We start from the raw sequence: 22,260 nt of genomic DNA, 5'->3' as shown, positions 1-22,260 counted from the left end.
AGCCAGACAAATACAACCAGAAGCGGTCAACAATGCCCAGACTCGGTTAAGGGCTGGCTAATGAAACAGGGCATCCATTCAGATCGCCTCGTGACTGCTGGCAAGGGTGAAACCTCACCAGTCTCGGGCAATGATAGTGCATCTGGGCGCCAGTTAAACCGTCGCGTTGAAGTCATCATTGAAAATACAGGTGCTAATGTAGATGAAAAAACATAATGACTCTCAGCTGTACCGAATGCGCATCCTCTACGCATAGCACAATAAGAAAAGGGCTTAGGATTCAACCTAAGCCCTTGATTCTATTGATGGCCCCTCTATGAGTCGAACAGAGCACCAACGGATTATGAGTTTTTACTAACACATTGTTTTATATATAAATTAACCCGTCAATGCTCGTCAAAAACCGCTAAAAATGTCACGTTACAAAATGAATAAAGCCTATGACTTCACATAAGCCTTTAATGTATTTGGTAGGGTGTGCCAATATCTACACCCAAGACAAACAGATTACAAGTTGCGTTAACTTATTGATTTTAATTAACATTCAACCGCCAACGCTCGCCATAAATCGCTAAATTATTGAACGCTCAAGGGTTCTTCGATGTTTGCGTATGTCTTGGAAGATAACGCATTCAGAATCCAGTTATCACGTCCTAAAAAAGCCGTTCCAATGGCTTATGTGAAGATTTCAAGCGAATATCTCACCTATCGCACACCAGCGCAGGCAGAAGCGCATTTGCGTGAATTACTAAGCCATTGGGGCGCTGTGCAGTCTATTGCCAATGTCAGTCGCATTGATCTCTATTTAGATTTTGTGAGCCATCAGGCTATGAATGAATGGGATGAGAATGCATGGGTCACGCATGCAGGGGCGATTAATCGTTATTCGATAGACCGACACTTCACCGGCTGGGCGATTGGCCTTGGTGGGGTGATTGCCATGCGTTTATACGACAAAGTGACTGAGATTATCAAAAGCCAAAAGAATTACTTAATCCCTTTATGGCAACAAGCGGGGCATCAGATGGGTGATCCTGTGTGGCGATTGGAGTTTCAGTTTAAGCGTGACTTTCTCAAACAAAAAGAAATTCAATCACTGGATTTGTGTTTAGCCAATCTAGGCGGGTTGTGGTCGTATGCCACCACTGAATGGTTAAAACTGACTATCCCGAATGAAGCAGACCAAACACGCTCGCGTTGGCCTGTGCATCCCCTTTGGGCGGCTTTATCGAGTGTGGATTGGGAAACCAACGATTCACCGTTAAAAAGCCGTTTTAAGAATGATAGAGCGCCATCTGAGGAAGCCTGTTTAGATCGTGGCTTTAGTGGACTCACCACCTGGATGGCAATTCATGGCATTGATGACCATCAAGAAGCTTTACTCAAATACACATCGGCAGTGAGTAAGCATATCTATGCAATAGCTAATCGTATGGGTATTCCTGTCGATGACTTCATTGTCGGCAAGGTCGCATTCAAGGCTCGGCTATTCAATACGATGAATAACAACCTGATCGAAGAAGACTTGGACTATCTCGCAGAGGCTTATCGTCGCGCAGCAGATGGGGAATAACACATGAAAACAACCGACCTGCCTCTGCCCGATAAGCGTTGTTTATCCAAAAAAGAAGCGGCCTCCTATTTGGGGATAGGCATCACCTTGCTGGCTGAATTGCGTATTCCTGCCGTTAAACTTGGTCGCCGTCTGGTCTATGACAAAGTTGACTTGGATTTATGGTTAGAGGAATATAAACGCGGCGAGCAGAGACGGGTTGGAAAGGATTTATTATGGACCAACCCAAAGACGGCGTTTTCAGACGCCCCGACTCCCGGTATTGGTGGATCAACGCCACCTTACCAAACGGACAAAGAATACGCGAGAGTGCTCGGACTGAAAACAAAACCGAGGCGTTAGCGTACCTTGCCAAGCTCAAGCATGAAGCCTATTTGGAAACATTTTTAGGTGTAAAGCCAAAGCGGAGTTGGAAAGAAGCAGTTCTTCGTTATCTCTCTGTCAAATCGTCCTTGAGAAGTTTTGCAGACGTAAGGCGTATTGTTCGGAATCTTGATCCTTATGTCGGCCATTTGATGCTGCATGAAATTAACGGCGACGTTATTTGGTCGATCATCCAAGGTGAATTGAACAAGGGCAATAAGCCTGCGACTGTGAATCGATACCTGGCAACCATTCGTTCACTGCTGAGAATGGCACGTGACGAGTGGCAATGGATCGATAACTTTCCTAAGGTGAGATTGCTCGGCGGCGAGGTGGAACGTGATCGTTGGCTAACAAGACAGGAAGCGGAAACATTAATCGCTTGTTGTCCTGAGCATTTAGCCGCGATGGTGCGTTTTGCTTTAGCAACAGGCTGCCGAGCCAGTGAGATTAAAGGTTTGGAATGGAATCGTGTCGATCTGGAAAGGCAGACGGCATGGCTTAACCAAACCAAAAATGGCACGCCGCGAGGTGTTCCATTAAATGCAGACGCGATTGCAGTTCTGGAAGCACAATTGGGTAAACATGCCCGCTATTGCTTTACCTACCAAGGTAAACCGATTCGCTGGGAGTTATCCAATGATGCTTGGCACAATGCCTTAGCAAAAGCCAACATTGAGGACTTCCGCTTCCATGATTTGCGCCACACTTGGGCTTCTTGGCATCGTCAGGCTGGCACCAGCACCGATGAATTGAAGGACTTGGGCGGATGGAAAACACGCAGTATGGTGGATCGCTATGCAAAGTTTGCCACAGAGAATTTGAGGTTTGCCGCCTCAAGGATAGAACAGCGCGATGGCAGCAACGTTATACCGTTGTCACGTTCTGGTCACGTTGAAAGAAAAACGGCTTAAGTGAAATTCACCTAAGCCGTTGATTTTAAATGGTGGCCCCTCTGTGAGTCGAACACAGCACCAACGGATTATGAGTCCGCTGCTCTAACCAAGCATGAGCTAAGGGGCCGGAAAGCGTGGGATTATAAACTAATCCTGACCGTTTTCTAAGAAGCTGCGCAGACGCTCCGAGCGGGTCGGGTGACGCAGTTTACGCAGGGCCTTGGCTTCGATCTGGCGGATACGTTCGCGGGTGACGTCAAACTGTTTGCCGACTTCTTCCAGCGTGTGGTCGGTGTTCATTTCAATACCAAAGCGCATACGCAGCACTTTGGCTTCGCGTGGAGTGAGTGACTCCAGCACTTCGCTGGTGGCGTCACGCAGGCTGGCGTAAACCGCTGCGTCCATTGGGGCCAGTGTGGTGTTGTCTTCGATAAAGTCGCCCAAGTGGCTGTCTTCGTCGTCACCAATCGGCGTTTCCATGGAGATCGGCTCTTTGCTGATTTTGAGGATTTTGCGGATTTTTTCTTCCGGCATATCCATTTTTTCAGCCAAGGTGGCAGGATCAGGCTCAAGACCAGTTTCTTGCAGGATCTGGCGGCTGATACGGTTCATCTTGTTGATGGTTTCGATCATGTGCACTGGGATACGGATAGTACGTGCCTGGTCAGCGATAGAACGCGTAATCGCCTGGCGAATCCACCAAGTGGCATAGGTAGAGAATTTGTAACCACGGCGGTATTCAAACTTGTCCACGGCTTTCATCAGGCCGATATTGCCTTCTTGAATCAAGTCGAGGAATTGCAAGCCACGGTTGGTGTATTTTTTAGCAATAGAGATCACCAGACGCAGGTTGGCCTCGATCATTTCGCGTTTGGCGCGACGGGCACGTGCTTCGCCGGTGGTCATTTGCTTGTTGATTTCACGCAACTCTTTAATTGGCAAGCCGACGCGGATTTGCAGGTTTTGCAACCGCTCTTGCTGGTCCAGAATAGAGTGTCTAAAACGCTCTAAACGCTCACCGTAGGCAGGTTTACCTGCCAGCTCATCATCCAGCCAGTTGAGGTTGATTTCGTTGCCAACAAAGCTCTTGATGAATTGCTGGCGTGGCATATTGGCTTTTTCTACGCAGAAATCCATGATTTTGCGTTCGTGCGTACGCACTTCTTCGACCATGTTACGCACTTGGTCGCACAAAGCTTCAACCTGTTTGGCAGAGAAGCGGAAAGCGGTCAGCTCGTCGAGCACTTGCTGATGCAAAGTCTTGTACTCGGCATCGTTGGTACCTTTAGCCTCGCGGATATTGTTCATTTTGGTATTGGCGGCACGAATCACGGCAAAGCGTGACAGGACCTCTTCTTTGAGTTTTGCCAAGGCCTCTGCCGAAAGCGCAGATGCTTTGGCATCGCTGTCTTCGTCCTCGTCTTCGTCTTCTTCGTCGGCGGCTTCCTCTTCTTCAGCATCCGCCACGGCCAAGGCGTCATCCAGACCGAGGTCGCTGTCGATCAAACCATCGACCAGCTCATCCACGCTCATTTCGTCTTTTTCGACTTTGTCCACCATCTCCAGCAGTTGGGCGATGGTGGTTGGACAGGCGGCAATCGCCTGCACCATATGCTTGAGGCCGTCCTCAATACGCTTGGCGATCTCAATCTCGCCTTCACGGGTCAACAGATCAACGGTACCCATTTCGCGCATGTACATACGCACGGGGTCAGTTGTACGCCCAAACTCTGAATCAACCGTAGCCAATGCCTGCTCTGCTTCTTCAGCGGCATCTTCATCTGTCACGGCAGGGGGTGCATCAGACATCAGCAACACTTCGGCGTCCGGGGCTTCTTCATACACCTGGATACCCATGTCGTTGATCATGCCGATAATGCTCTCGATCTGCTCGGAGTCTTGTACATCATCCGGCAGGTGATCATTAATTTCGGCGTAGGTCAGGTAACCGCGCTCTTTACCTAATACAATCAGGGTTTTGAGGCGTGTACGACGTGCCTCGGCATCCATTGCCTGGGTGGCGGGGTCTTTGTGTGTTTCGACTTCGTTGATTCCGAGTTCTTTGTCTAAACTTTTATCTGCTTTGGGTCTGGCCATGGCCGATTCCACCTCTAAAATGATTGATGCCGAGTGCTGGCAAACGCTGCAGGCACATCACTCGATTTAACATTACGGGAAACCCTCTATTTTACCAGATTTTTGCACGTTTTTTAAGCATGCCCTCACGGTTTTTAGGGAATTACCGACTAGCGCTTGCTGGTTAATTGCCGCAAGGCTTCACGATCTGCTTCAGACAACATTGAAAATGGCTTTTCAGTTAACTGCCCCAACAGGGAATTTTCACGTGCAGTGACCGCCATGTCTGATAATTGGGTACATGCCCCCTCAAATTCAAGCGTAAAGTCCAGGCTTTCATCCAACAAAGACAACTCGCGCTGCAATTGGTGTCGTAGCGACTCAGAAATATAGGGCGCAATCATCTGCAACAGCACCACAGGACGAGACTCAGGCTTGGCAATCGCTGCCTTCAACACCACGCGCAACATCTGCGCCTCATCACTCTCACCCGCCACCTGCTCGAGTAGCGCGGCCTGCGCCCATTGTGGCCGCATGAGCAACATCAACGCCAAACGCAGATGCAAAGATAACGGCGTACGCGAGCGTTGACGCACGGCTTTTTCCTTGGCTTTGGCGGTATTCGGCAATTTCAGCATGCGCTGCATTTCGCCTTGCGCCAGACCGGTCATCTCGGCGACCTTTTTACGCAACAGCATGGCATAACGCGGCGCCTGAATTTGCTTAAGAATGGGCTCGGCGTCATTCAAGAATTGCACTTTATCCTCTTGCGAGGCCAGCGGGTTATGCTCACTTAAATGCTGAATGATATATTGCGACAAGGGCATGGCCTGATTCATCTTGGCCTCAAAGGCTTCTTTGCCAAACTCGCGCACAAAGCTGTCGGGGTCATGCTCGGCAGGCAAGAATAAAAACCGCAACTTGAGGCCATCTTTGATGGCAGGCAAGGCATTCATCACCGCGCGCCAGGCCGCAGTCCGCCCGGCTTTATCGCCATCAAAACTGAAAACGATTTCATCGGTTTGCCGCATCAGCTTGGCAATATGAAAAGGCGTAGTCGCCGTGCCCAACGCCGCGACGGCATATTCAATGCCATACTGCGCCAGCGCCACCACATCCATATATCCCTCCACCACCAACACCCGCCCCGCATCACGGATGGCGCGGCGCGCCATAAACAAGCCATACAATTCGTGCCCTTTTTGAAACACGGGCGTTTCCGGCGAGTTGTAATATTTGGGACTGTCTTCAGGGTTAATTACACGCCCCCCAAAGCCGATGACTTCCCCTTTTTGGTTATGGATAGGGAACATGATGCGGTCACGGAAACGATCGTAGCGACGACCCTGCTCGTTTTGCACCACCAGCCCGGCAGTTTCCAGCGGCTCGGCATCATATTGCGGAAAAACGGTTTGCAAATTTTGCCACCCGGCTGGCGCATAGCCAATCTGGAATTTTGCCGCGACCTGCCCGCTTAAGCCGCGTGCTTTCAGGTAATCAATCGCCCGCGGTGATTTTTTTAACTCGGCTTTGTAATAATTGGCGGCCTGCTGCAAGGTCTCTTGCAAACTGAGTAGCACGGCTTTAGACGTTGGTGCAGGCTGGTTGGGATCACGCTGCTCCTGTGGAACGATCATGCCGACTTGCTTGGCGAGGTCATGCACGGCCTCGACAAAGCTCAAGCCGTTATATTCCATTAAAAAACTCAAGGCCGAACCATGCGCGCCACAGCCAAAGCAATGGTAAAACTGCTTGGTCGGACTCACGGTAAAACTGGGGGATTTTTCGTTATGAAACGGACAACAGGCTGAATAATTGGCCCCGGCTTTTTTCAGCGGAACAGACTTGTCGATGACATCGACAATATCTACGCGATTAAGCAGTTCTTGAATAAAACTTTCCGGGATCATAAATGCAAGTATCGCTGATGCGGGTCAAAAAAACAAAGGGCGCAAATGCGCCCCTGACTCAATGCCTGCAAAAACACACTATCCCAAGGCAACCTTGATCAAGCCAGACACTTTCGCCATATCTGCCTTACCGGCAACCAATGGTTTCACTGCACCCACCACTTTACCCATATCCTTGGCACCCGCTGCACCCGTTTCAGCAATCACTTTGGCGATCACCGCATTGATTTCTTCTTCGCTCAACTGGGCAGGCAAATAAGCCTGCAACACGGTGACTTCAAATTTTTCCTGATCAGCCAAATCCATGCGGTTAGCGCCTTCAAATGCAGCAATCGAATCACGACGCTGCTTGAGCATTTTCTCAATGGCGGCAATCACGGCATCATCGTCCAACTCAATACGCTCATCCACCTCGCGCTGCTTGATGGCGGCTTGCAACAAACGAATCACGCCCAGCTTGGGCATGTCTTTCGCCCGCATCGCGGTTTTCATATCTTCAGAGATTTGTGCTTTCAGGCTCATAGCGGGGATTATTCTCAATTAAAGAAGGACGTTAAAGCGTATGCTTTAAAAACAGCTAAAGGTTGCGGAAATCCACAACCTTCGCATATTTTTTTTCAAACCGGGTAGCCAAGGGATGACTTACCCGATTTGCACATCTACTTAAAAAATTAGTAGAGTTTGGTAGGCAACTGTTGGTTGCGCAGACGACGGTACTGACGCTTCACCGCGGCAGCTGCTTTACGCTTACGCTCCCAAGTTGGCTTCTCGTAGAACTCGCGAGCACGCAAGTCGTTCAACAAACCGGTTTTCTCAATCAAACGCTTGAAACGGCGCATTGCAACGTCAAACGGTTCGTTCTCTTTCACACGAATAGCGGTCATGTAATTCCCTATCCTTCAAATATTTGGTTAGACAATGGTGCTTGCGGATTGATGCAGCACTGAAAACCGCGTATTCTATCGCGCTTATTTGGATTTATCAATCCTTTCTGCAAAAAAACGTATGCGAGACTTATCTTAGATGTTGGTATTGGGTATCGAGTCTTCTTGTGACGAAACCGGAGTGGCATTATATGACACGCGCCGTGGGTTGCTGGCGCACGCCTTGCACTCGCAAATCGACATGCATGCAGCCTATGGCGGCGTCGTGCCGGAACTGGCCTCCCGTGACCATATCCGCCGTGCACTCCCACTCACGCAGCAAGTCCTGGCGCAAGCCGATAAAACCCTGCAAGACCTCGAAGGCATCGCTTACACGCAGGGTCCAGGCCTGGCGGGCGCCTTGCTGGTGGGCACCAGCATTGCACAATCGCTGGCCATGGCCCTGAATGTCCCGTCTGTGGGAGTGCATCACCTGGAAGGCCATCTACTGGCACCCATGCTCGAAGAAAACCCACCCGCCTTCCCGTTTGTCGCCTTACTGGTCTCAGGCGGACATAGCCAACTCATGCGCGTCGATGGCATTGGCCAATATGAACTATTAGGCGACACGCTGGACGATGCGGCTGGCGAAGCCTTTGATAAAACAGCGAAACTCTTGGGCCTGGGCTATCCCGGTGGCCCGGCGGTGTCTAAACTGGCCGATCAGGGCAAGTCACAGTTTCAACTGCCGCGCCCCATGCTCAACAGCCCGGATTTAAACTTCAGCTTTAGCGGCCTGAAAACGGCCGTGTTGACGCTGGTGAACAACCAGCCAGAATTGAATGAAGAAACAATTAAAGATATTGCCTGGGAATTTCAAGAATCCGTCACCGAGATTCTGGTGCACAAATGCCTGAAGGCACTCAAACAGACAAAGCTCAAACGACTGGTGGTGTCTGGCGGCGTAGGCGCCAACAAACGCCTGCGTACCCGGCTCAATGAAACCGCTGCCAAACGTGGTATCAGCGTCAATTATCCACGCCTGGAGTTCTGCACCGATAACGGCGCCATGATTGCCTTTGCCGGTGCGATGCGCCTGCACGCCATGCAGCCAGGCAAGCAGGATTACAGCTTTAGCATCCGGCCGCGCTGGGATTTGGCTGAGCTCAAAACCCCTCAGTGATTGCCTGCTAAAAGGCGTTGCTGAGCGGTATTTCTACCGCCGATAAAATCTAAAAAAGATTCTCAAAACGATCTCCCCAGTTTTCACATCTGGGCTTATCGGCAGTTAATTATTTCTTTCCAAAACGGCTTTCAGTCCCAGCCAACAGTTTTTCAATATTCGATTGATGGCGAATAATCAAAAACGCGGACATCACCACGACCACCGCCACATACACCGGGTAAGGTGACAGGAACTGCCAGGCAATCAACGGTGCCAATACGGCAGCGACAAGCGCAGACAACGAAGAAATGCGGCTGATTAAAAACACCGCCAGCCAGACAGCCACCACACTTAACGCCAGCCAGCCTGAAAAGGCAATCATCACGCCCAATGCCGTCGCCACGCCTTTGCCACCTTTGAATTTATGATAAATCGGATACAAGTGACCAATAAACACAGCCAACCCTACCAATGCCACCACATCCATCAACATACCCGCCTGCAGTGCCAACCATGTCGGCAACCACCCTTTGAACGCATCGCCCAGCAAGGTCAAAATCGCAGCGGATTTTTTACCGCTACGCGCCACATTGGTCGCGCCGATATTGCCACTGCCTACGGTGCGTGGATCTGGCAGGCGGTACAGCTTGCTGATAATAATGCCAAAAGCAATCGAGCCTATCAGGTAAGCCGCAGCGATCCACACCAATGCTTCAATATCAAAACCAATTTCGTTCATGCGCTTAATTCCACTGAAATGCAGCCGCTTAGCCAGCCACTGCACGATGTTGTATGATGCCGAATAATACTGGATTCCAGCCTGCGCGGAAATAAAAGGACACAGATTCATGGACACAATTTTTCTCGAACAAGTCAAAGTGCAAACCAAACTGGGCGTGCCAGAATGGGAGCGTACAGTGCCGCAAACTGTGATTCTGGATATTGAAATCGGCTACGACTTTAGTAAAGCCTGCCTCAGTGACGCGATTGAAGACACGATTGATTATGGTCAGGTAGTCGCCCGCATTCGCGAAACATTAGCCGAGCACAGTTTCAAACTGGTTGAGTCCTTGGGTGAACATATATGCCAGCTGATTTTGCAGGAATTTAAAGCGCAGAGTGTGAAGTTGAAGGTGAGCAAGCCGGGTATATTGCCGGGACTTAGAGCCCTAGGCGTGATAATAAACAGAACGTTATAAACGCAAAAATACTTAGGGAGATAGCAAATTGCTCAACGAAATTATTCAATCAACAGAATTTATATCCGCTTTAATTGGCTCTGTTATTGGGGGGGTGGTTGCGGGGTTTTTCAGCATCTTAGCCGTAAATAAAACGCATATTCATCAAAATCTACTGCTAGAGAAAAGCAATGAGGAGCTAATATCATCCTTATTGCAAGCCATTCACGACGAAATTGAAACCGTTTTTGAACGATATCAAGAAACAATGGGTGCGAGGCTTGAGTCATTACATGATGGTCAACCACTAAACTATTACTATCCTGTAGTCAGTGATTTTTTCACTGTATATAACGGCAATACTTTCCTGATTGGAAAAATCAAAGACAATGACCTTCGCCGGCAAATTATTAGAACATACACCTTAGCGAAAGGGATGACTGACTCATTTAGATTAAATAACGACTTAGTTAACAAACTTGAGTTCGCAAATAAACTCTTCTTAGAAACCAAGCTAGATTCGCATAAAGAACAAATGATTGCACATCAACATGGCTTAATCATTTATGCAGACAGTTTGAAGAAGTCCCACGCCCAATTAAAAAGTGAGGTTAAAACTCTCTTAAGAGCTTTACAAAAAAATGGTGTATTAAATGAGAAGTAAAAACAATCAACCTCTAGGATGATGCACCTTATGCAGCTGCTGCAACCTCTCCCTCGCCACATGCGTATAAATCTGCGTCGTCGAAATATCCGCATGCCCAAGCAACATCTGCACCACGCGTAAATCCGCGCCATGATTGAGCAAATGCGTGGCAAACGCATGGCGCAACACATGCGGGCTGATATGCTGTGAAATCCCCGCCTGCAAGGCATAACGCTGGATAATGTGCCAGAACGCATGCCGCGTCATGGCATCGCCACGTGTGGTGACAAATACCGCGTCACTCAGACTGCCTTTTAAAATTTCTGCGCGGGCGCTTGCCAAGTAACGGTCTATCCACTCGGCCGCTTCCTGGCCCATGGGCACCAGGCGCGTTTTGCTGCCTTTACCGGTGACGCGCACCACGCCATCTTGCGTACTCACTTCGCTGATTTTGATATTCACCAGCTCTGAGACACGCAATCCGCTGGCATAGAGCAGTTCCAGCATGGCACGGTCTCGCATACCAAGCGGCACATTCACATCCGGGGCATTGAGCAAATCTTCCACCTGCGACTCACTCAGCGTTTTTGGCAGTGACCTAGGCATTTTGGGCGCTTCGATATGCAAGGTAGGGTCTTGCTGAATCAGATTGGCGGCCAGCGCGTACCGGTAAAAACGGCGCAAGGTGGCTATCAGGCGGTTAATACTCCGCACCTTCACTTGCGGGAAACGATGGGCAAGATATGCTTGCACATCATGCGACTGCACCTCCCACAAAGTATGGGTGTGCTGCCTGCACCACTCGGCAAAACCTTTTAAATCATTGCGGTAGCTGGATAAGGTATTGGGCGACAAGCCATCTTCCAGCCAGAGCTGATCGATAAAGGTATCGATTTCAGGAAATGCTGCCGCCTCGGTCAAAGAATGCGCTTTTTGCTGCATCGGCGTTTATTTGCGGCCTTGCTCATGGGTGAGCAGCCAGCGTTTAATCTCCAAACCACCGTCTATGCCTTGCATAAATCCGCCCAGCCCATGGCTGGCAACCACCCGGTGACAGGGATTAAACAAGGGCAAGGGATTGGCGCCACATGCATTGGCCACGGCACGTGGGCCAGAGTCCACCGCTGCCGCCAACTGGCTGTAAGTCCAGGTTTCACCGACAGGGATCGCACGCATGGCCTGCCAGACACGTTGCTGAAAAGCCGTGCCGAGAGTGGAGTGAATAGGTTGCCAGACCATATGCGGATTTTTAAGATAAGTGGCGACTTGATCGGCCACGGCTTGCGCACGCGGATGGGGGCTGGCTTTGACGGGCAATGCATGTAGCAAGAATTGCAGCCGCTCACCGGCCTCATCGCTACGCACACCAACAAAGCCAAAGGGCGCAGGCACTAATGCATCGAGTTCATCATCAAGACGGTTCATGCGCCTATTTAACTGTAATCTTGGCCCGGGTGCAACCAACTATCATTAGAATATGGCAATAAAAAAGCCCTTCAACTGAAGGGCTTTTTGCTGCAACGCTTGAATTAAGAGTTGTCTGCTGCGATGTCTTTTTCGCGCGCAACCAGTTTCTCTTTAATACGTGCAGATTTACCTGAACGCTCACGCAAGTAGTACAGTTTAGCGCGACGCACGTCACCACGACGTTTCACTTCGATAGAAGCGATCAGTGGGGAGTAAGTCTGGAATGTACGCTCAACGCCTTCACCTGAAGAGATTTTACGCACGATGAAAGAGGAGTTCAGACCTCTGTTACGCTTGGCGATTACAACGCCTTCGTAAGCCTGCACCCGTTTACGGTTACCTTCAACCACGTTTACACCTACAACTACGGTGTCACCTGGCGCGAAGTCAGGGATAGCTTTGTTTAAACGAGCAATTTCTTCTTGCTCTAACATTTTGATAATGTCTGCCATGTCAGTTCCTTTTAATTGTAAAGTGACTCGTTCCTACTCGACGCCTTTTGATGCAACGTCTTTAAGTAGCCTAGCCTCTTCTTTCGTCAACGGCCTTTCAGCCAATAAATCCGGGCGTTTAGCCCTTGTTAGCAGCAGCGATTGTTGTAATCGCCATTGTCTAATCTTTTCATGGTGCCCGGACAACAATACGTCGGGCACCTTTAATCCTGCAAACTCTTCTGGGCGCGTGTAGTGCGGATAGTCGAGCAGGCCATTCACAAATGAATCTTCCTGCGCCGAATCAGCATCGCCAAGTGCCCCAGGCAATTGGCGGATGATAGCATCCAGCAACACCATGGCAGGCAACTCACCGCCACTTAACACATAATCGCCGATGGAGAGTTCTTCATCCACCAAGGTATCCAGCACGCGCTGGTCTACGCCTTCATAGCGGCTGGCTAACAGCACCAGCCCCGGTAATGCTTTGAGCTGCATCACTTTTTCGTGTGTCAGCGGTTTGCCCCGTGGCGATAAGTGGATCACCCTGGGCGTTATTTCTTTCGCACTTAAGCGCGCTTTGGCTTCGCCAATGGCATGCGCCAGCGGCTCCGCCAGCATCACCATGCCTGGTCCACCACCATATGGCCGGTCATCAACGGTGTGATGCACATCCTGCGTATATTGGCGCGGATTGGTCAGGGTTAACTGATACAAGCCACGCTGTCTGGCACGACTAGTAATCCCGTATTCCGTCAGTGCTGCAAACATCTCAGGAAACAAACTGATCACTTCAATCTGCATCATGAGCTGCGCTTTCTTTTAAAAATCGGCATCCCACTCCACAAGCACGGTCCCCGCCTGGATATCCACCTCTGGCACAGCGTCACTGGTAAACGGGATCAAACGCTCGCGATACTCTTCGCGCAGTTTGCCATCCTTGCCTTTGACCTGTGTCGGCTGCTTTTCACGCACGACCAGCACATCGTTCGCGCCGGTTTCCAGCACTTGCGTAATCTTGCCGAAATCCACGCCTTCAGTATTGCTGACTTGCAAACCAATCAGATCAGACCAGTAATACTCGCCCTCTTCTGTCTCGGGCAAGGCCTCACGCGGTACAGCAATTTGCTGACCTTTGAGCGCAAAGGCGGCATCTCTATCGCCCACCCCTGACAACTTGATCAGCAACACATCGTTATGGATTTTGGCTTGCTCTACCGTCGTTTCACGCCAATTCGGCGCTTTACCGATCCACCAGGCTTCGTAGTCCAGCAGGCCATCCAGATACTCAGTATCAGGCACGACTTTTACCCAGCCATAAACGCCATATGGGGCGACAATGCGCCCCATCACAACCATGTTCTCAAACGCCATCTGTATTCAGGCGTTGAAACAATTACTCAGCAGCTGGCGCTTCAGCGGCAGCTGCTTGTGCGGCGGCAGCTTCTGCAGCAGCAGCGTCGGCTTCTGCTTTAACCTTGGCAGCGGCTTCTGCAGCGGCAGCAGCAATGGCTTTCTCTTTGGCAGCTTCAGCTTTAGCAACTTCTTTCGCTTTCGCAGCAGCCATGCCTTCAACGCCTTTAGCGTGGAATTTAACCAGACGTGCTACGGTGTCGGACAGTTGTGCACCGTTCTCAACCCAGTATTGTGTACGTGCTTCATCGATACGCAGGCCTTCAGCGCCAGCGCGTGCAGATGGATTGTAGAAACCAACGCGCTCGATAAAACGACCGTCACGACGGTTGCGGGAATCTGCCACAACAACGCTGTAAAACGGGTTCTTTTTGGAGCCACCACGTGATAAACGAATAACGACCATAATCTTGTTCTCTTAAAAATGAATTTCTTTGCAGAAAGGCGCGGATTATACTTGATTTTTTAAAACAGTGGCAAGTCTTTTTCACTCACCTGACGATGCATTCCTGTACAGCGTCGGATCAGCCACGCCTGCTTGTATAAATCCTGCTTTGCGGAAGCGGCAGGAGTCACACACACCACACGCGGCGCCTTGACCATCGGCCTGATAACAAGAAACAGTTAAGCCATAATCCACGCCCAGCGCATGGCCGGTGCGGATGATGTCAGCCTTGGTCATATCGATCAACGGTGCATGCACGGTAATGGTTTGTCCCTCCACCGCAGCTTTAGTGGCCAGATTGGCCATTTGCTGGAAGGCTTTGACATATTCACCACGGCAATCAGGGTAGCCGGAATAATCCAGCGCATTGACGCCGATAAAAATATCCCGCGCCTGTAACACCTCGGCCCAGGCCAGGGACAAGGATAGCATAATCGTATTGCGTGCCGGCACGTAAGTGACAGGAATGCCCTGCGTCTCTTGCTCAGGGACTGCGATCGCATTGTCAGTCAGTGCCGAACCACCAAACAAGGACAAATCCAGCTGTACGGTTTTATGCTCGGCTGCCCCCAAGGCTGCCGCAACGCGTTGGGCGGCCTGCAGCTCAACATTATGGCGCTGATGATAATCCAGACTCAGGCAATAACAGTCGTAGCCTTGCGATTTGGCAATTGCCAATACCGTACTTGAGTCCAGGCCGCCCGATAATAAAATCACCGCCTTAGGGTTTGCTGCTGTCACGCTTATACTCCTTGTTTCTCGCCCCAGAGAATTTTATGTAATTGAAGCTGCATACGCACCTTGAGGTGATCTTGCAAAATCCAGCTGGCCAAAGTTTCGCCACTGACCTCATGAAAGCTGGGCGAAAATAACTGATCGCAATCGACCGGGAATGCCCGGGTCTGCAACATCAATTTGGCCCAGTCATAATCTTCCCGGCTGCAAATCACCCATTTCACTTCATCACCGGCTTTCAGCAAAGGCAAGTTTTCCCAGCGGTTTTTTTCTACTTCACCCGACCCAGGCGTTTTGATGTCCATAATGACTTTCACGCGTGAATCGACCTCGGCGATATCCATGGCACCACTCGTCTCCAAAGACACCTGATAGCCAGCATCGCCCAGCCTGGTCAGCAATTCGATACAGCCCTTTTGCGCCAGCGGCTCGCCGCCGGTCACGCAGACGTAACGGGTATCGTAGGCTGCAATCTGCTGCATGATGTCATCCAGCGTCATATTGCTGCCGCCTTTAAACGCATACTCCGTATCACAATAACCACAACGCAATGGGCAGCCGGTCAGGCGGATAAAAATTGTAGGTAGCCCGACACGTGAGCTCTCGCCCTGCAGGGAGTAAAAAATCTCGAAAATTTTGAGTGTGGTCATGGGGAAACTAAAAGTAAACGGGCAGATATTGCTATCTGCCCGCTATTATCGCTGAAATAAGGTCATTTCAATAACGAAAATCTGCTATTTGATCGTTTCGAGCACTTTCAAGCGTTTTTGCGCGCTAGGTGTCACTTCAGCCGATGGATAGGCCGCAATGAGATCCTTCAAGGTCTTTTTGGCGGCCGGAATCTGCCCCAACTGAATCTGACTATTCGCCAGATTGAGCATGGCATTCGGTGCCAAGGGATGCGTCGCATAACTCTCCAGAAACTTCTGCTGTGTGGCAGCAGAGGATTTGTAACTCTTGAGTGCAAACTGGGTATATCCCATGCCGTACATGGCATCTGGCACCAGCTTGCTATTAGAGTAAGTCTTCAGGAACGCATCATAGGCATTAAAGGCCTCTTTGTACTTGCCTGCCTGGTTGAGCGACTCTGCCTCGGCAAACGCGCTGGTTTCCTGCTGGGAAACATCAGCTTTTACATCGCCAGTCGTGCCACTCGCGCCTGCGACAGGTAAGCCTTGACCATTTGTCACTGATTGTGCCAAGGTTTCCAGCTTGCGCACACGCGTATCCAGATCGGTATAAGCCGCATTCTGCTTGGTACGCATATCCTCAAGCTGATGTGTCACCACTTCAAGATCACCCTTCAGTTGCGCCACATCCTGACGGAGCTGCTCCAGCTGATTCTGCATGTCCAGCAAACCCTTGCCGTTGATCAGCATTTCCAGACTTTGCACGCGTCTGTCCAGCGATTGCTGGGTGCGCGTCAGGTCTGTGATGGCTTTTTGCTGTGCATCATAATCTGCACCCTGCTTGGTTTCGAGCTCAAGAATACGCTTTCTGGCTTCAGTATCATCGAATAAAGCCGCCTGGCTGACGGTAGACACCGTCAAGCCAAGGGCCATCAATACCGCAGCGTATCGCAAATTACTGACCTGCATAAACGATGTCTACGCGGCGGTCTTGCTGGAAGCAACCGTCATCCGCGCAGTTTTGTTTCGCACGCTCTTCACCGTAGCTCACAGTTTCGATCTGGCTATCGCTCACGCCCAATACGTTGAGGGCATTTTTCACAGCCACGGAACGACGCTGACCCAATGCCAGGTTGTACTCGTGTGTGCCACGCTCGTCGGTGTTACCCTGCAGTACCACTTTAGTTTGTGGGTGGGCGATCAGGTATTTGGCGTGGTTAGCGATCAGGCTCTTGTACTCTTCACGAATCGCGTCGCTGTCGTAGTCAAAGAATACCTGACGCTTGGCCAATTCAGCGGCACTCAACTCGTCTTTGCTGGTATCCACATCAACGGTTTTGATATTGATTTTGTCTGTGTTTGCAGAGCCATCATTACCATTGCCGTTTTGTTTTGCCATTGGGCGAGTCACGCTGGAATCTTCAACCTTGGCTGGGTTCATCGGGGTGCTTTTACAAGCGGTCAGCACTAATGCCAGTGCTGCAATTGTCCAAATACTCTTGTTCATACTTTCTCCTTAAAAATGATTGACTGAATAAAATTAACCAAAAAGACGATAATTGTTACGACTACTTGGCTGAAGCTTGTGCAGGACCCCAGGCGGGCTCACGAATATCACCGCCGGCCTCAGACAGACGCTGTCTGACCAGACCATCCACGGTCACTGTCGCCAAGGTCCCTTTGCCGCCCACCCGGGTGGCATACATGATGGTGCGTGCGTTCGGGGCAAAGCTCGGCGACTCATCTTGCGCGCCATTGCTCAGCAGTTTGACATTTCCAGACGCCAACTCCTGAACGGCTACTTTAAAAGAACCGCCGTCATTGCGAATATAGGTTAAATACTTGCCATCGGGTGAAAAGCGCGGGCTCACGTTATAGCCACCCTCAAAAGTCACGCGCGAAGGGGAGCCACCAGAAGCAGGCACCTTGTAAATCTGAGGACGTCCGCCACGGTCTGAGCTGAAGTAAATAAACTGGCCATCAGGCGAGAACGCTGGCTCGGTATCAATCGCACTGCTTTTGGTGATTTGCTGCAAGTTGGAACCATCCGCAGCAATAGTATAAATCTGCGAGTTGGCGCCATAGGTCAACACCACCGCCAATTTGCTACCGTCTGGCGACCAGGCCGGGGCACTGTTATTCCCCTTGAAGTTAGCCACCACTTTGCGCTCACCCGTGTATAAGGACTGCACAAACACAATCGGTTTCTTTTTCTCAAAAGACACGTAAGCCATCTTGGTGCCATCTGGCGACCAGGCCGGTGAAATAATCGGCTCATTCGACGAAACCAGCGTTTGTGCATTGTAGCCATCGTAATCCGCAATTTGCAGCGTAAAGCGCTTACCTGTTTTGGTAACGTAAGCAATGCGCGTGGCAAAGGCGCCAGGCTGACCGGTAAACTTTTCATAAATCTGGTCGGCAATCATGTGCGCGACATGGCGATACTGACTAGCAGAGACGGTATAGGTCAGTTGCAGCAACGCCGTTTGCCGCAATACATCCATCACCTGCACCGAGATCTTGAGATTGCCGTTGCCTGTTGACTGCACTTCACCCAGGCTCAAACCTTGTGCCTTGAGCGCAGTCCAGTCGGTATATTTGATTTGAGAAGCATTGGTCGGCAATGCCGGCATACCACTGGTATTGATAATACGGAACATGCCACTGCTACGCAGGTCGTTACTGATGATCTCATGCAAACGGCTTTGTGCTTGCGGATTGTCTGTCTCGGCCATCGGCAGAATCGCGACTGGAATCTGAATGGCACTACCGCCACTGATCTCAAGCTCTAGTGCCGCATGGGCAGGGATAACCGACAGCAGCGCAACGAATCCGGCAAAAATAGCCGTAGCAAATGCGTGCATCAAACCTCGTGTGTGTGTTTTCATGGTGACAATATTATTCATCTGGTTTGCTTATATATCTGAATTATAACGAAAAGCCGCTTCATCGTCATTGCTTGCTTAGCCACGTGGCTTCAACTTCAAGCGAATCTGATCTACCATTTTTCTACGTGCAGCAGGATCATCCGGCAAATCGAAGGGCTTGGCCGCCAAAATGGCACGGATCACTGCATCATCACAAATGGCATCGCCCGACCCTCGCACCAGCTTGGGCATGCCGGAAATATCTCCCGAATTCATCATCTGGATATCCACCAGCAACTCGGGGTTAGAGACGGGGCACAAGCCGGGGTTCACATTGCTACGGATTTTGCGGCTCATCAAGCCCATGTAATAACTGAGCACAGACGGATCAACCGCTGCAGCCGCCGCCGACTGCTGTGCGTCCAACTCTTGTTGGCGCATCGCATCCTGAATTTTTTTCAGCTTTTCTTCCTCCTCTTGTTTACGCAAGGCTTCCTGAATTTTTTTCAGTTTTTCTTCCTGCTTTTTCTGCTCAAGTTCCTTCTTTTTCTCTTCATCTAGCAGGCGCTTCTTCTCTTCCTCCTGCTTTTTGAGTGCAATTTCCGCCTCTTGTTCCGCTTGCTTGACTTGAGGCGCAGGCTCAGGCTTGGGTTGCGGTTTAGGTTCTGGCTCAGGCGGCTTGGGCGGCGGTGTCGGTTCTGGTTTGGGTTCAGGCGGTGGTGGTGGCGGTTCTACCGGCTTTTCCACTGGCTTGGCAGGCTGTTTACTGGGCAAGCTATCCCACAAGGTCGCCTCCATCACACTGGGGGTCACGTGGACCGCTTTCCAGTCAACCATAAAGATCATGCCCAAGCACAGCAACACGTGCATGAGCACGGATAAGATGGCTGCCCGTTTGCGTATCGCCTGATCTTGTGGGGAGTAAGTAACTTTCATGCGCTTTAAGCAACCTGCCCGTTATTTCTCATTCTGAAACAGCAAACCAACTTGATTCACCTGCGCCTGTTTGAGCAAATCCATGACGGACACCACCTCACCATAAGGCGTGTTTTTATCTGCAGACACCACCACCGGCTTTTGTGTCTCAGACAGGCGCTGACGGATCAAAGCCAGCATATCGTCACGCTGCATCTCTTTGCCTTCCATCATCACTGTGCCTTCTTTTTGCACGGTGATCACAATCGGGTCACCACTCTGCTTGAGCGCCTGCCCGACTTTGGGCAACTCCACCATACCGGGATTGGTCATGGGCGCGGTCACCATAAAAATCACCAGCAACACCAGCGTGACGTCGATATAGGGGACGACGTTAATCTGGTTCATCATGCGACGTTTACGCGTTCTGCTCATCGCGGCTCCTATCAGGCTCTACGTTGCAAAATGTTGGTAAATTCTTCGATAAAGCTCTCGTAACGGACAGAGAGGCGGTCTACGCCCGCGGCAAAGCGGTTATAGGCGATCACGGCTGGGATCGCGGCAAACAACCCGATCGCAGTCGCCACCAGCGCCTCGGCAATGCCAGGGGCAACCTGGCTCAATGTCGCCTGCGCAACGTTAGACAAGCCACGGAAGGCGTTCATGATGCCCCATACTGTGCCGAACAGGCCGATGTAAGGACTGACCGAACCTACGGAAGCCAAGAATGGCAGGTGCGCATCCAGATAATCCAGTTCGCGGTTATACGCTGCACGCATGGCACGACGCGTCGCCTCCATCACATCACTGACTTCGGTATCTTTTTGCTGCTTGTAACGGATAAATTCTTTTAACCCGGCCTGAAAAATGCTGGCCATGCCTTGAGGTGTTTTGCGACCAGTCGTGATGCGCTCATACAGCTCGTTCAAATCACCGCCGGACCAGAATTGCGCTTCAAACTGATCCACATTTTCGTTGGCAGCCTTGAGTGAAAAAACCTTAATGAAGATATACCACCAGGACGCTAGTGAGGTCAGCAGCAGAATCAGCATCACCAGCTGAACTGGCAAACTGGCCCCGCTCACCAGGGTAAAAATCGACATATCGTTCGCTACATTCATGAAGACTCCAGTGCAATTTTGATACGGGCCGGAATACCCGTGGGTTTAAATGAATCCGCATCGACACAGGCGACTTTCACCTGTGCCTCAATTAAAATCGTTTCATCACGCATGACCTGCTGCTGGCAGCTAAAACTGCCACGCCCCATCTCCAGCAACTGCGAAACCACCCGCAACTGGTCATCCAGCCGGGCCGGTTTTTTAAATTGTAGCTGCATGCTGTGGACGACAAACAACACTTGTTCTTGCTGCTTGAGCGCGCTTTGGTCAAAGCCCGCAGTCCGCAACCACTCGGTGCGCGCACGCTCCATAAAATTCAGGTAGCGGCTGTGATAGACCACACCACCGGCATCGGTATCCTCGTAATACACACGTACAGGAAACTCAACCATGTTATTGCCCGGCATCTTGCCATAAATCGACTGACACCATGCTGACAGGCGCTTTCAAGCCAAAATGCTGGTAAGTCAACTGCGTGGCCACGCGTCCGCGCGGCGTGCGCATCAGATAGCCTTGCTGAATCAGATAGGGCTCCAGCACATCTTCTATGGTGTCACGCTCTTCACCAATGGCCGCGGCAAGATTGTCCAGTCCCACTGGCCCGCCACCAAACTTTTCAACCACCGCCTGCAATAACTTGCGATCCATCACATCCAGCCCTTGCTGATCGACATCCAGCATTTTCAAGGCGGCATCGGCAATCGTATCGGTCACAATGCCATCCGATTTGACTTGCGCATAATCCCTGACCCGACGTAGCAGGCGGTTGGCAATCCGCGGTGTGCCGCGTGAACGTCTGGCAATCTCCAGTGCCCCGGCCGCTTGCATTTCAACCTCGAGCAAGTTGGCCGACCGCATGACAATCTTGGAGAGCTCGGCGTGACTGTAAAACTCCAGCCGCGCCACAATGCCAAAGCGGTCACGCAAGGGGTTGGTCAACATGCCCGCGCGCGTGGTCGCCCCCACCAGCGTAAAAGGCGGCAAATCCAGTCGCACACTGCGTGCTGCAGGTCCTTCACCGATCATGATATCGAGTCGGTAATCTTCCATGGCCGGATACAATATCTCCTCAACCACCGGGCTCAGGCGATGAATCTCGTCAATAAATAAGACGTCGTTGGGTTCAAGATTGGTCAGCAATGCAGCCAGATCGCCGGCCCGCTCCAACACCGGGCCCGAGGTCATGCGCAGGTTCACGCCCATCTCTTTAGCCACAATGTGAGCAAGGGTGGTTTTACCCAGACCAGGCGGGCCGAACAGCAGCACGTGATCAAGCGCCTCTTGCCGGCCACGGGCCGCATTAATAAAGATTTCGAGTTGACCGCGCGCCTTCTCCTGCCCCACATACTCATCCAGATGCTTGGGGCGCAAGGCACGCTCAAGCGCCTCTTCTTGAGTGCTGGCAGTAGCGGGAGCGACGAGTCTATCGGTTTCTATCATGGGTGATGGGCGATGAAGTGCAATGCAATACTCAACAATGAAGGCCTCATGCCGCGATTGAATCAGTTATTTTTGTCATCATACCATGCAGCGTATGACTATTACAGACTCGCGCTCGGCCTGGCCG

28 protein-coding genes and 1 tRNA gene are annotated in these 22,260 nt (G+C 50.9%); 7 read left to right on the top strand and 22 right to left on the bottom strand.

What is annotated here, in order from left to right:
• Window positions 1–60: 60 nt before the first annotated feature.
• From GOC95_RS07425 to GOC95_RS07410, 4 genes are all read left to right on the top strand, one after another.
• On the top strand, window positions 61–216 hold the full coding sequence (locus tag GOC95_RS07425) for a hypothetical protein (RefSeq protein ID WP_275356518.1): 156 nt from the start codon (window positions 61–63) through the stop codon (window positions 214–216).
• Window positions 217–601: 385 nt separating this feature from the next.
• Window positions 602–1,573, top strand: a complete 972-nt coding sequence (locus tag GOC95_RS07420; RefSeq protein ID WP_275356517.1) for a replication initiation factor — start codon at window positions 602–604, stop codon at window positions 1,571–1,573.
• A 3-nt stretch (window positions 1,574–1,576) separates the two neighbouring features.
• Window positions 1,577–1,915, top strand: a complete 339-nt coding sequence (locus GOC95_RS07415) for a helix-turn-helix domain-containing protein (protein ID WP_275356516.1) — start codon at window positions 1,577–1,579, stop codon at window positions 1,913–1,915.
• Entirely contained in the window at window positions 1,843–2,850 is a 1,008-nt protein-coding gene (locus GOC95_RS07410) for a site-specific integrase (protein WP_343223977.1), read from the top strand. The genes GOC95_RS07415 and GOC95_RS07410 overlap by 73 nt, the downstream gene beginning before the upstream one ends.
• A 30-nt stretch (window positions 2,851–2,880) precedes the next feature.
• Here GOC95_RS07410 and GOC95_RS07405 read toward each other — a convergent pair.
• From GOC95_RS07405 to rpsU, 5 genes are all read right to left on the bottom strand, one after another.
• Window positions 2,881–2,959: transfer RNA gene (locus GOC95_RS07405), tRNA-Ile, on the bottom strand.
• 20 nt (window positions 2,960–2,979) lie between these two features.
• Window positions 2,980–4,929 carry an RNA polymerase sigma factor RpoD gene (gene rpoD, locus GOC95_RS07400; protein ID WP_194749144.1) on the bottom strand — a complete coding sequence of 650 codons (1,950 nt, stop codon included), beginning with the start codon at window positions 4,927–4,929 and terminating at the stop codon, window positions 2,980–2,982.
• A gap of 149 nt (window positions 4,930–5,078) precedes the next feature.
• Window positions 5,079–6,818, bottom strand: a complete 1,740-nt coding sequence (dnaG, locus tag GOC95_RS07395; RefSeq protein WP_275356514.1) for a DNA primase — start codon at window positions 6,816–6,818, stop codon at window positions 5,079–5,081.
• Window positions 6,819–6,896: 78 nt separating this feature from the next.
• A complete protein-coding gene (locus GOC95_RS07390; protein ID WP_194749142.1) occupies window positions 6,897–7,340 on the bottom strand; it encodes a GatB/YqeY domain-containing protein in 444 nt (147 codons plus the stop codon).
• A gap of 149 nt (window positions 7,341–7,489) precedes the next feature.
• Window positions 7,490–7,702 carry a 30S ribosomal protein S21 gene (gene rpsU, locus GOC95_RS07385; protein WP_018987466.1) on the bottom strand — a complete coding sequence of 71 codons (213 nt, stop codon included), beginning with the start codon at window positions 7,700–7,702 and terminating at the stop codon, window positions 7,490–7,492.
• Between the two features lie 139 nt (window positions 7,703–7,841).
• Here rpsU and tsaD point away from each other — a divergent pair, with 139 nt between their 5' ends.
• On the top strand, window positions 7,842–8,864 hold the full coding sequence (tsaD, locus tag GOC95_RS07380) for a tRNA (adenosine(37)-N6)-threonylcarbamoyltransferase complex transferase subunit TsaD (protein ID WP_275356513.1): 1,023 nt from the start codon (window positions 7,842–7,844) through the stop codon (window positions 8,862–8,864).
• A 109-nt stretch (window positions 8,865–8,973) separates the two neighbouring features.
• Here tsaD and plsY read toward each other — a convergent pair whose 3' ends face one another.
• Window positions 8,974–9,585 carry a glycerol-3-phosphate 1-O-acyltransferase PlsY gene (gene plsY, locus GOC95_RS07375; RefSeq protein WP_194749140.1) on the bottom strand — a complete coding sequence of 204 codons (612 nt, stop codon included), beginning with the start codon at window positions 9,583–9,585 and terminating at the stop codon, window positions 8,974–8,976.
• A 109-nt stretch (window positions 9,586–9,694) separates the two neighbouring features.
• On the opposite strand from plsY, the gene folB reads away from it, so the two are divergent.
• Together folB and GOC95_RS07365 are read left to right on the top strand one after the other, a co-directional pair.
• The gene (folB, locus tag GOC95_RS07370) at window positions 9,695–10,045 is read left to right on the top strand and encodes a dihydroneopterin aldolase (RefSeq protein ID WP_275356512.1); all 351 of its coding nucleotides are present in this window, start codon (window positions 9,695–9,697) and stop codon (window positions 10,043–10,045) included.
• Between the two features lie 28 nt (window positions 10,046–10,073).
• Window positions 10,074–10,688 carry a hypothetical protein gene (locus GOC95_RS07365; RefSeq protein ID WP_275356511.1) on the top strand — a complete coding sequence of 205 codons (615 nt, stop codon included), beginning with the start codon at window positions 10,074–10,076 and terminating at the stop codon, window positions 10,686–10,688.
• A 6-nt stretch (window positions 10,689–10,694) separates the two neighbouring features.
• On the opposite strand, the gene xerD is transcribed toward GOC95_RS07365, so the two are convergent.
• From xerD to ruvB, 16 genes are all read right to left on the bottom strand, one after another.
• Complete coding sequence (gene xerD, locus GOC95_RS07360; RefSeq protein WP_275356510.1) at window positions 10,695–11,612, bottom strand: site-specific tyrosine recombinase XerD; 918 nt, start codon at window positions 11,610–11,612, stop codon at window positions 10,695–10,697.
• Between the two features lie 6 nt (window positions 11,613–11,618).
• Entirely contained in the window at window positions 11,619–12,095 is a 477-nt protein-coding gene (locus GOC95_RS07355) for a methylated-DNA--[protein]-cysteine S-methyltransferase (RefSeq protein WP_275356509.1), read from the bottom strand.
• A 104-nt stretch (window positions 12,096–12,199) separates the two neighbouring features.
• Window positions 12,200–12,589, bottom strand: coding sequence for a 50S ribosomal protein L19 (rplS, locus tag GOC95_RS07350; RefSeq protein ID WP_194749841.1), 390 nt, complete (start codon window positions 12,587–12,589; stop codon window positions 12,200–12,202).
• Window positions 12,590–12,622: 33 nt separating this feature from the next.
• The gene (gene trmD / locus GOC95_RS07345; RefSeq protein ID WP_275356797.1) at window positions 12,623–13,372 is read right to left on the bottom strand and encodes a tRNA (guanosine(37)-N1)-methyltransferase TrmD; all 750 of its coding nucleotides are present in this window, start codon (window positions 13,370–13,372) and stop codon (window positions 12,623–12,625) included.
• Between the two features lie 18 nt (window positions 13,373–13,390).
• Window positions 13,391–13,927: a ribosome maturation factor RimM gene (gene rimM, locus GOC95_RS07340; protein ID WP_194749839.1), complete on the bottom strand. Its 537-nt coding sequence runs from the start codon at window positions 13,925–13,927 to the stop codon at window positions 13,391–13,393.
• A gap of 37 nt (window positions 13,928–13,964) precedes the next feature.
• Window positions 13,965–14,387: a 30S ribosomal protein S16 gene (gene rpsP / locus GOC95_RS07335; RefSeq protein WP_275356507.1), complete on the bottom strand. Its 423-nt coding sequence runs from the start codon at window positions 14,385–14,387 to the stop codon at window positions 13,965–13,967.
• Between the two features lie 81 nt (window positions 14,388–14,468).
• Window positions 14,469–15,167, bottom strand: coding sequence for a 7-cyano-7-deazaguanine synthase QueC (gene queC / locus GOC95_RS07330; RefSeq protein ID WP_194749837.1), 699 nt, complete (start codon window positions 15,165–15,167; stop codon window positions 14,469–14,471).
• 2 nt (window positions 15,168–15,169) lie between these two features.
• Window positions 15,170–15,811 carry a 7-carboxy-7-deazaguanine synthase QueE gene (gene queE / locus GOC95_RS07325; protein ID WP_275356506.1) on the bottom strand — a complete coding sequence of 214 codons (642 nt, stop codon included), beginning with the start codon at window positions 15,809–15,811 and terminating at the stop codon, window positions 15,170–15,172.
• Window positions 15,812–15,895: 84 nt separating this feature from the next.
• The gene (locus GOC95_RS07320) at window positions 15,896–16,759 is read right to left on the bottom strand and encodes a YbgF trimerization domain-containing protein (protein WP_275356505.1); all 864 of its coding nucleotides are present in this window, start codon (window positions 16,757–16,759) and stop codon (window positions 15,896–15,898) included.
• Complete coding sequence (gene pal / locus GOC95_RS07315) at window positions 16,746–17,297, bottom strand: peptidoglycan-associated lipoprotein Pal (RefSeq protein ID WP_194749834.1); 552 nt, start codon at window positions 17,295–17,297, stop codon at window positions 16,746–16,748. Before pal ends, GOC95_RS07320 begins: the two co-directional genes overlap by 14 nt.
• 61 nt (window positions 17,298–17,358) lie before the next feature.
• Window positions 17,359–18,696, bottom strand: coding sequence for a Tol-Pal system beta propeller repeat protein TolB (tolB, locus tag GOC95_RS07310; RefSeq protein WP_275356504.1), 1,338 nt, complete (start codon window positions 18,694–18,696; stop codon window positions 17,359–17,361).
• A gap of 57 nt (window positions 18,697–18,753) precedes the next feature.
• On the bottom strand, window positions 18,754–19,593 hold the full coding sequence (gene tolA / locus GOC95_RS07305; RefSeq protein ID WP_275356503.1) for a cell envelope integrity protein TolA: 840 nt from the start codon (window positions 19,591–19,593) through the stop codon (window positions 18,754–18,756).
• Window positions 19,594–19,614: 21 nt separating this feature from the next.
• Window positions 19,615–20,007: an ExbD/TolR family protein gene (locus GOC95_RS07300; protein ID WP_194749831.1), complete on the bottom strand. Its 393-nt coding sequence runs from the start codon at window positions 20,005–20,007 to the stop codon at window positions 19,615–19,617.
• A gap of 11 nt (window positions 20,008–20,018) precedes the next feature.
• On the bottom strand, window positions 20,019–20,693 hold the full coding sequence (gene tolQ / locus GOC95_RS07295) for a protein TolQ (RefSeq protein WP_194749830.1): 675 nt from the start codon (window positions 20,691–20,693) through the stop codon (window positions 20,019–20,021).
• Window positions 20,690–21,085: a tol-pal system-associated acyl-CoA thioesterase gene (gene ybgC, locus GOC95_RS07290; RefSeq protein ID WP_275356502.1), complete on the bottom strand. Its 396-nt coding sequence runs from the start codon at window positions 21,083–21,085 to the stop codon at window positions 20,690–20,692. Before ybgC ends, tolQ begins: the two co-directional genes overlap by 4 nt.
• Window position 21,086: 1 nt before the next feature.
• Window positions 21,087–22,133, bottom strand: a complete 1,047-nt coding sequence (gene ruvB / locus GOC95_RS07285) for a Holliday junction branch migration DNA helicase RuvB (RefSeq protein ID WP_275356501.1) — start codon at window positions 22,131–22,133, stop codon at window positions 21,087–21,089.
• Window positions 22,134–22,260 lie beyond the last annotated feature (127 nt).

The sequence above is a fragment of the Methylophilus sp. YYY-1 genome (genome assembly GCF_029132825.1).
Classification (GTDB): Bacteria; Pseudomonadota; Gammaproteobacteria; order Burkholderiales; family Methylophilaceae; genus Methylophilus; species Methylophilus glucosoxydans.
This window is presented reverse-complemented; position numbering and strand designations above follow the sequence as displayed.

What these genes read in the sequence shown, in the direction of transcription:
- GOC95_RS07300 (WP_194749831.1), bottom strand. Translation starts at nt 20,007, where the DNA reads ATGAGCAGAACGCGTAAACGTCGCATGATGAACCAGATTAACGTCGTC.
- rpsU (WP_018987466.1), bottom strand. Translation starts at nt 7,702, where the DNA reads ATGACCGCTATTCGTGTGAAAGAGAACGAACCGTTTGACGTTGCAATG.
- pal (WP_194749834.1), bottom strand. Translation starts at nt 17,297, where the DNA reads ATGAACAAGAGTATTTGGACAATTGCAGCACTGGCATTAGTGCTGACC.
- GOC95_RS07415 (WP_275356516.1), top strand. Translation starts at nt 1,577, where the DNA reads ATGAAAACAACCGACCTGCCTCTGCCCGATAAGCGTTGTTTATCCAAA.
- trmD (WP_275356797.1), bottom strand. Translation starts at nt 13,372, where the DNA reads ATGCAGATTGAAGTGATCAGTTTGTTTCCTGAGATGTTTGCAGCACTG.
- GOC95_RS07355 (WP_275356509.1), bottom strand. Translation starts at nt 12,095, where the DNA reads ATGAACCGTCTTGATGATGAACTCGATGCATTAGTGCCTGCGCCCTTT.
- rplS (WP_194749841.1), bottom strand. Translation starts at nt 12,589, where the DNA reads ATGGCAGACATTATCAAAATGTTAGAGCAAGAAGAAATTGCTCGTTTA.
- tsaD (WP_275356513.1), top strand. Translation starts at nt 7,842, where the DNA reads ATGTTGGTATTGGGTATCGAGTCTTCTTGTGACGAAACCGGAGTGGCA.
- tolB (WP_275356504.1), bottom strand. Translation starts at nt 18,696, where the DNA reads ATGAATAATATTGTCACCATGAAAACACACACACGAGGTTTGATGCAC.
- rpsP (WP_275356507.1), bottom strand. Translation starts at nt 14,387, where the DNA reads ATGGTCGTTATTCGTTTATCACGTGGTGGCTCCAAAAAGAACCCGTTT.
- GOC95_RS07420 (WP_275356517.1), top strand. Translation starts at nt 602, where the DNA reads ATGTTTGCGTATGTCTTGGAAGATAACGCATTCAGAATCCAGTTATCA.
- folB (WP_275356512.1), top strand. Translation starts at nt 9,695, where the DNA reads ATGGACACAATTTTTCTCGAACAAGTCAAAGTGCAAACCAAACTGGGC.
- queE (WP_275356506.1), bottom strand. Translation starts at nt 15,811, where the DNA reads ATGACCACACTCAAAATTTTCGAGATTTTTTACTCCCTGCAGGGCGAG.
- rimM (WP_194749839.1), bottom strand. Translation starts at nt 13,927, where the DNA reads ATGGTTGTGATGGGGCGCATTGTCGCCCCATATGGCGTTTATGGCTGG.
- tolQ (WP_194749830.1), bottom strand. Translation starts at nt 20,693, where the DNA reads ATGAATGTAGCGAACGATATGTCGATTTTTACCCTGGTGAGCGGGGCC.
- GOC95_RS07390 (WP_194749142.1), bottom strand. Translation starts at nt 7,340, where the DNA reads ATGAGCCTGAAAGCACAAATCTCTGAAGATATGAAAACCGCGATGCGG.
- tolA (WP_275356503.1), bottom strand. Translation starts at nt 19,593, where the DNA reads ATGAAAGTTACTTACTCCCCACAAGATCAGGCGATACGCAAACGGGCA.
- ybgC (WP_275356502.1), bottom strand. Translation starts at nt 21,085, where the DNA reads ATGGTTGAGTTTCCTGTACGTGTGTATTACGAGGATACCGATGCCGGT.
- rpoD (WP_194749144.1), bottom strand. Translation starts at nt 4,929, where the DNA reads ATGGCCAGACCCAAAGCAGATAAAAGTTTAGACAAAGAACTCGGAATC.
- dnaG (WP_275356514.1), bottom strand. Translation starts at nt 6,818, where the DNA reads ATGATCCCGGAAAGTTTTATTCAAGAACTGCTTAATCGCGTAGATATT.
- xerD (WP_275356510.1), bottom strand. Translation starts at nt 11,612, where the DNA reads ATGCAGCAAAAAGCGCATTCTTTGACCGAGGCGGCAGCATTTCCTGAA.
- GOC95_RS07320 (WP_275356505.1), bottom strand. Translation starts at nt 16,759, where the DNA reads ATGCAGGTCAGTAATTTGCGATACGCTGCGGTATTGATGGCCCTTGGC.
- GOC95_RS07425 (WP_275356518.1), top strand. Translation starts at nt 61, where the DNA reads ATGAAACAGGGCATCCATTCAGATCGCCTCGTGACTGCTGGCAAGGGT.
- plsY (WP_194749140.1), bottom strand. Translation starts at nt 9,585, where the DNA reads ATGAACGAAATTGGTTTTGATATTGAAGCATTGGTGTGGATCGCTGCG.
- ruvB (WP_275356501.1), bottom strand. Translation starts at nt 22,133, where the DNA reads ATGATAGAAACCGATAGACTCGTCGCTCCCGCTACTGCCAGCACTCAA.